Source organism: Mesorhizobium sp. WSM4806 (genome assembly GCF_055811635.1).
Map to the genome: position 1 here is coordinate 220195 of NZ_JBVVQZ010000012.1, position 6000 is coordinate 226194.

Here is a 6000-nt window from a genome sequence, read left to right on the forward strand (position 1 = left end):
CGGCCGTCTCCTGTATGCCGAGACATCGGAAGGTCGCACTTGGTTTCTAAGAGCCACGGCATTTGATAAAAACGTACAAACGTTTTTCATGACTCTCTGCGCCCATTGCCTTACCCTCTTCCGATCGGCGCTAATCACTCTCGGGTATCGCCCGCGGTGAGCGACTAACGCGATTCCGCCCCAATGAGAGGAAAGGCATATGGTCGGCCTTAAGTCTGCAAAGAGTGGCATTGCCTTTCCTAGTGACCTGACTTTGTTGAAGCAGGTCTTTGATCGTGTTTGCGTTGAGGAAGGTATTCCCGTCGGTAGCGAGCAGGCGGAGCGCCTGAGCGTTAGCGCAATGGAACTCTTCTCAGATGGCGAATTTGACGAGACGGCAGTTCTTTATGAACGCCTTCGACTCTATGCCCGATTGTAGCGCGGAAAGAGAAGCGTTGACCTCTCAACATCAGGAAGTCCTGACGAGCCTTGTCGCTCGGTATGAAATCCTCGTGTCGATCCAAGACAGGATCGTTGAGCACGACCGGCGGTTCGGCCTGGCTTCCGAAGTGGACGAAGGCCTTTTAGATCGGCTGTTCGTATCGCTCGGCAAAGCCCGCACCGCCTTGATCCGCGAGGTCGGCTAAAAGCCCGGTCCTCGTTCACTGGACAGCTACTAGCCGCTGGTGCTCCGGCTCCGCATTGTTCACCCGCGACGTCGAGGTTAATCTTTGTTGGATGTCGGCGAGACGGCATTTACCTCAAGCGGTTCGATCACCAGCGACAGGCTAAGCCTCAGAACCTTTCTGCCACTCTCGTCTCTGATATCCATGATGAGTTGCTGCCCATCGGGACCTTTCAGTTCGTCCTTTGCCAGCTCGGTCAATCCTTCGACGGCTGCATTGCGCGCTGCCTCAATCCCCTCGCATTCCAGACCCGTATTGTCTTCCACGAGATGCTGGCGATCGCCGCTATCAAAGAAATACCTTGGCATATTGGCTTCCGTCATTAGAATGCCACGTCCGGGTCCTTCTGGTGCAGGTAAGTCGGATCAAAGTCCCCTGCCTGAACCAAACCCGGCCAATCGACGGCACGGAACTTTGTACCTGACATCGCGATCAGCCCGTCGCCTCGTAGCGCCTGAAGCGTGCGGTTCACGTGAACCACGGACAAACCCACCGCATCACCAAATGCTGCCTGGGTGATCGGCAGATCCGCGACGTGGTCCTCAATGCGTCCAGCAAACCTTAACCGCACAATGAGTTCGCATAACAGGTGGGCCATACGAGCGTAGGCGTCCCGTCTCCCGACGTTGGTGACCCATTCCCGGTAGATTGCAGCGTCAATCAGGGTCGATCGCCAGAACGCGGCTGCAACGCGCGGGCGCTGTTCGCAAATCGAGCGAAGAGCGCTGTGGCGGATTAACCCCAATCTGCCCGGCGACATGCTGGAGAAGCTGCAATCCATGACTGTGAGATGGATGCCGTGCAGATCCGGGAGATCGCCGGCGACAAAGAAGCTGGTGATCTGCCGCTTTCCCTCACCTGTGTGCTTGTATGAACATACTACGCCGTCCAAGAGGACAAATGAGTTGGTTGGCCGATCGCCTTCTATGAGGATATCCCTGTTATCCGGAACATCCTTCTCCTGAATCGTGAGGCCTCCTAAGGCTGCGGCGTCATCATCGCTGATCTCAGCGATGCCACGCAGCTTGCGGATGAGCACGTCCGAAGAGAAAGCTGGACACAAAGACTTGGTTACCTCCGTGAGTGTTACCGGCCGAACTTGCATTCGCCTCAGATGTTCCACGCTGCTGATGCGGATAAGAGGTGGACACGCCCGAGATGAAGCTGCGCATCTGGCATCTGCGCGGCGATCACGCTGAACTGGGCAGGCACCTCAACGCAACTAGCCTGGCGAGGCACGCCTGCCCTGCCTCCACAGCCTCCACCCGCCGACCAACATCAGCGCACCCCAAAGCAGGAAACCCAAATCCCAGTAGATCCATTGCTCCCGCGGGACGGTCTCGTTGACATGGTGGATGCCGAGGATCTGGTGATCCACCAGCCCTTCGACGAGGTTGAATAAGCCAAATCCGATAAGCACTGTGCCGACCAGCATCTTTCCCGACCACCAAAGGTGCGATTGATGCGCGGCGCGCCAGAGCAGGAGCAGCCCAAGCAAAAACGAACAGATAGGTGGCGGCGTGGAACAGGCCATCGAGGAGCGTGTTGAATCGTAGGTTTTCGACGCTGTCGGCGGGATAGCCGGCGCTCGTTACCATGTGGTGCCACTGGAGCAGCTGGTGAAAGACGATGCCGTCGAAAAAGCCGCCCAAACCAAGGCCAAACAGAATGCCTGCAAGCGTGGGAAACCGGCGGGGTTCGCATCTAGGCTTGGCACGAGTTACTTCCTCCTCGGGCGAACAAGCGCAATGCCGACGACCAACTTTCGTTGCCGCAGCCCAGCGGAATCACGTTCCGTTCAGGCTGGCTAATATAAGCCGATCGCCTAGAATCGAATAAGTGCGTAATCGCGCCAATGTCGCGTAGATAGCGCAAGCTTGAGGAGTTACCAGAACCCCTATTTCCGCTCGCCGAACTCTGCCCCGTTTCCAGGCGTCGTGCGACGATCGTCGGGTGGAGTCTGGATGACCTCCGCGTCTGTGCGGCCAAACTCCCGGCCGATTTGAAATGCCGCATACAGCGCGCCAAGACCGATTAAGAACCGAAGCATTTGGGATCTCATTCGGCGGTAAAACTACACGGCCGGCAGTTAGTTCCACAGGGGCGGAACCACAACGTTGAACATCCGTTGCACTGACCGTGGGTCAGGAGGACGCAACAGATGGCGGACAAGAGGACGAGCGACACGAGCCGAGTTAAGAAGGGTGCATAACTCGAAGTTGAGCACCTGGCGGAGGTGACAGATGTGACGCCCAAACAGGCGCGGGCATTGCTTCGCAAGCACGGCGCAGACTGGCAACGGCTGAAGGACGAAGCTGAAGAGCTGAAGAAAGACGAATAGTCTTGGTTTCGATCTCCTGCCGGCGCGAGCGCCAGCTTTGCCGTGGAGGTGCGGGCGACCTGTGAAGGTGTACGCCTTTTGAGACCAGTCGTGACTCAAATAGGCCGGCCGGCACGCATCATTGCGCGGGCGATCGCGAGCCGCGCCTCGACCTTATTGCCGGCGGCGCTCGGCCGCAGCGAGCGCTCCGTCCAGCATCCAGCATCCAGCATGCAGTCGGCGACCGCATGACAGCCTGGCTCCATGTCTCTTGTGCGCGCTGTGTTTTCGCTCGCTTTAACAAATGAGCATGCACTCTGATCCGGATAGGCTTATGAACTGATTGCCGTGGTGTCAGCGCACGTCGTGCTCCTGCCCAGCAGGAGGAGCACATGAGAAAGCCACTAGCACTGATTGTTGAGGACGAGCCGATTATCGTCGTTGAGATCGAGGCCTCCCTTAACAGGCCGGCTTTGCGGTAGCCTCGGAGCCGAGTTGCGTTCGTGCAAGACAAATTTTGGCCCTGGTTGAGCCGGACGCCGTTATACTGGACGTGCTCTTGCAGGACGGCGTCAGCTCTTCGGTTGCTGAAGAACTCGTGGCCCGCAACATCCCCTTTGTAATTTATAGTGCCACGGACATCGAGGGCCGAGGTGAGGCCTTCAAGGCCGGAACTTTTGTCGAGAAACCTGCCGACGATTCCGTGCTCGTAGCTTTGGCGAGTTCGATGGCCAGGGCATCCGCGGCTGGCGAGCACGCTTCCATCTGGATAAAACCTAGGCAAGTCGGTACAGTGTGAGATCGCCAGCCACACACAATGGGCGCTGACGCTTGGGAGCGACCATCGGACTCCTGCCCCGAACGCAAGGCATTGTCTGATGGCAGAAGAAGCAGGGCGGGCCCGCCTGACAGACGACTATGTACGCTCACTTGCGCAGGAAACAGGTGCCACCGAGCAGCAAATACGCGGCATTGTATCGCTGATCGGACTTGATCGTGCCTCGATCCTGAGAGAAGCGCGTCTCTTGCGCCGTGATCTAGGGCCGAAGCTTTATTCCTGCAGACGGTCCGCGAGTCATCGACGGGCGTCAGCCTTCTCGGTTCAGGTTGCAACTTTAAAGGCAACATCGGCGTGAACTCTGGTGAGCATATCTACCGTGTACCAGGCCAAGAATATTACAATGAGACGCTGATTACCTCGAGCAAAAGGTGAACGGTGGTTTTGCAGCGAGGCCGGGGCGCGATCGGCCGCTGGCGGAAGGCGACGCGATGAAAACAAAGCTGACGAGCGCCGCCTTTGACAGACCCAATTAGCAGATACCCGACAAGCCGTGCTACATGGGCGAAATTTACCCATTTAACGAGACCGAGCTAGCGCGGGTTCTGCGTGCCAGCCTTACGCATCATCGGGTGCGAATGGTCGTCTTGCGCGGTGAGATCGCCCAACTCCGAATGGAGATCAGAGACGCCACTGCCATCCGCGCTCATGTACGAGCTGCTACCGCTATGAGGGAATGACGCCAGAACCGCGATCCCATGTATTGCCGCCTATCGCAATCTCGTTGAGACCAAAAGCACCCAGATCGTGCTTGGCGCACTGCATCGGCGTCAGAGTTCATCGTTCGCATTTCAGCGGCCGAGCTCAGCGCGAAGTTATCGCCTACCGCGCGCAGGACGCTTGGCTCCAGCTATTCGGCAGCGATCTGGAGAGTGTTTCAACATGGATCCTGCAGTGCTGTTGGTGGCCACTGTCTGCGTCCACTGAGGTAGGCGAACAGCTACCGCTCGATTCCTGCAATTGATTGAATTTCCCGCCTATGGGAACGGAAGCTTGCCGCGCCAAAATGTTCGCACGTTCGACGCCTGCCATCGGTTATTACGCGCTGTTCGAACCCAGCGGCTGTTCATTTACGCGGGATTTCAAATTGGCCGTGAGTTCGGCCGCACCAGGCATCCAGATTCCACCCGACGATCGTCGCTGGACGCCTGGAACGGGACAGAGTTCGGCGAGCGGAGCTAGGGGTTTTGCTAGATTCCTTAAGCTGCGCTATCTACGCGACATTGGCGCGAGCAAAACCAGTTACTCCTCGACGCCGAAACCCCAACAAGGACGCAGCCTGCCTCGGAACCAATGCCGGGGCGATGTGGTTTTGCAGGATGCCTACCTACTACAATGAAACGACCAACCCCGTCCTAACCGGTATCAAAGGGCGTTGCCCACGCTGCCAACAGGGGCATCTGTTCAGCAGCTATCTCAAGCTGGCGCAGAATTGCGATGTATGCGGATTGGATTTCTCGTTCGCCGATCGGGCTGATGGCCCGGCCTTCTTTTCCATGTCGATTGTGGCATTCCCGGCGCTGGCTTTCGCGCTATGGTTTCAGTTCACGTATGAGCCGTCCTATTGGATGCATGTGATCACAACCTTACCCCTCACCGTTGGCGCGTGTGTTGCATTGCTAAGACCGCTCAAAGGCTGGCTTGTTTGCTCGCAGTACTTCCACAAGGCTGAGGAAGGCTCCATCGACCGAGAATGGCATGCAGCCGAAGCTGAGCGCCATCGGCAGCAGCCGCCGAATACGTGAAGCTATGGGCCAAGGACGTATGTAGAGCTGCCGCACCTTTTCAGCCAGCCAATGCTCCCAACTACCTCGGTTCCCATTCGTCGCTGATTCCCAGCACGGAACCGTGTCGGATATAACCGTGCTCGCCGCGGAGGTGCTCGATATGCAGCTTCACCGCCTCTGGCCCACTGCTTCGCCGGCCGTTTCTTCAACTCTTTGGGCAGTGGACCGGCGTGTCCCTGAAGCCTTGCCGTCGATGATCGCATTCTCGACCTCAAGCTCTCTGGCGGCTTCGATGAGCCCAGTGTATTTGCGCGTCCAATCCGCACCGGTTTTTGTGAAGACGCGGATAGGCACGTTCGGAACAAATCCGCCATCGATCGTGCCCCATGGCGTGGTGTAGGTAACGGCATTGGTCGCCGTGCTCTCCGGCAAGGGCCGGACTGATCAGCG

The 6000-nt window shown here is 57.7% G+C and carries 6 protein-coding genes and 1 pseudogene; 3 read left to right on the forward strand and 4 right to left on the reverse strand.

What is annotated here, in order from left to right:
- Positions 1-199: 199 nt before the first annotated feature.
- Together AC0L2M_RS19755 and AC0L2M_RS19760 are read left to right on the forward strand one after the other, a co-directional pair.
- The gene (locus AC0L2M_RS19755; RefSeq protein ID WP_065008840.1) at positions 200-418 is read left to right on the forward strand and encodes a hypothetical protein; all 219 of its coding nucleotides are present in this window, start codon (positions 200-202) and stop codon (positions 416-418) included.
- Entirely contained in the window at positions 387-626 is a 240-nt protein-coding gene (locus AC0L2M_RS19760) for a hypothetical protein (protein WP_141246631.1), read from the forward strand. The genes AC0L2M_RS19755 and AC0L2M_RS19760 overlap by 32 nt, the downstream gene beginning before the upstream one ends.
- Before the next feature lie 77 nt (positions 627-703).
- On the opposite strand, the gene AC0L2M_RS19765 is transcribed toward AC0L2M_RS19760, so the two are convergent.
- The 3 genes and pseudogenes from AC0L2M_RS19765 to AC0L2M_RS19775 form a co-directional block, all read right to left on the reverse strand.
- Positions 704-988, reverse strand: coding sequence for a DUF6894 family protein (locus AC0L2M_RS19765; protein WP_245430160.1), 285 nt, complete (start codon positions 986-988; stop codon positions 704-706).
- Positions 988-1770 (reverse strand): Crp/Fnr family transcriptional regulator, encoded by a 783-nt coding sequence (locus AC0L2M_RS19770; RefSeq protein WP_473535663.1) that lies wholly within the window; start codon positions 1768-1770, stop codon positions 988-990. Before AC0L2M_RS19770 ends, AC0L2M_RS19765 begins: the two co-directional genes overlap by 1 nt.
- Before the next feature lie 117 nt (positions 1771-1887).
- A pseudogene (locus AC0L2M_RS19775) lies at positions 1888-2335 on the reverse strand (DUF2243 domain-containing protein).
- A 2807-nt stretch (positions 2336-5142) separates the two neighbouring features.
- On the opposite strand from AC0L2M_RS19775, the gene AC0L2M_RS19780 reads away from it, so the two are divergent.
- On the forward strand, positions 5143-5568 hold the full coding sequence (locus tag AC0L2M_RS19780) for a DUF983 domain-containing protein (protein WP_473535664.1): 426 nt from the start codon (positions 5143-5145) through the stop codon (positions 5566-5568).
- 150 nt (positions 5569-5718) lie between these two features.
- On the opposite strand, the gene AC0L2M_RS19785 is transcribed toward AC0L2M_RS19780, so the two are convergent.
- Complete coding sequence (locus tag AC0L2M_RS19785) at positions 5719-5982, reverse strand: hypothetical protein (RefSeq protein WP_473535665.1); 264 nt, start codon at positions 5980-5982, stop codon at positions 5719-5721.
- Between the last annotated feature and the right edge of the window lie 18 nt (positions 5983-6000).

Bases quoted from the DNA above. Each gene is read 5' to 3' on its own strand.
- AC0L2M_RS19755 (WP_065008840.1), top strand. From the start codon at position 200: ATGGTCGGCCTTAAGTCTGCAAAGAGTGGCATTGCCTTTCCTAGTGAC.
- AC0L2M_RS19760 (WP_141246631.1), top strand. From the start codon at position 387: ATGAACGCCTTCGACTCTATGCCCGATTGTAGCGCGGAAAGAGAAGCG.
- AC0L2M_RS19765 (WP_245430160.1), bottom strand. From the start codon at position 988: ATGACGGAAGCCAATATGCCAAGGTATTTCTTTGATAGCGGCGATCGC.
- AC0L2M_RS19770 (WP_473535663.1), bottom strand. From the start codon at position 1,770: ATGCAAGTTCGGCCGGTAACACTCACGGAGGTAACCAAGTCTTTGTGT.
- AC0L2M_RS19780 (WP_473535664.1), top strand. From the start codon at position 5,143: ATGCCTACCTACTACAATGAAACGACCAACCCCGTCCTAACCGGTATC.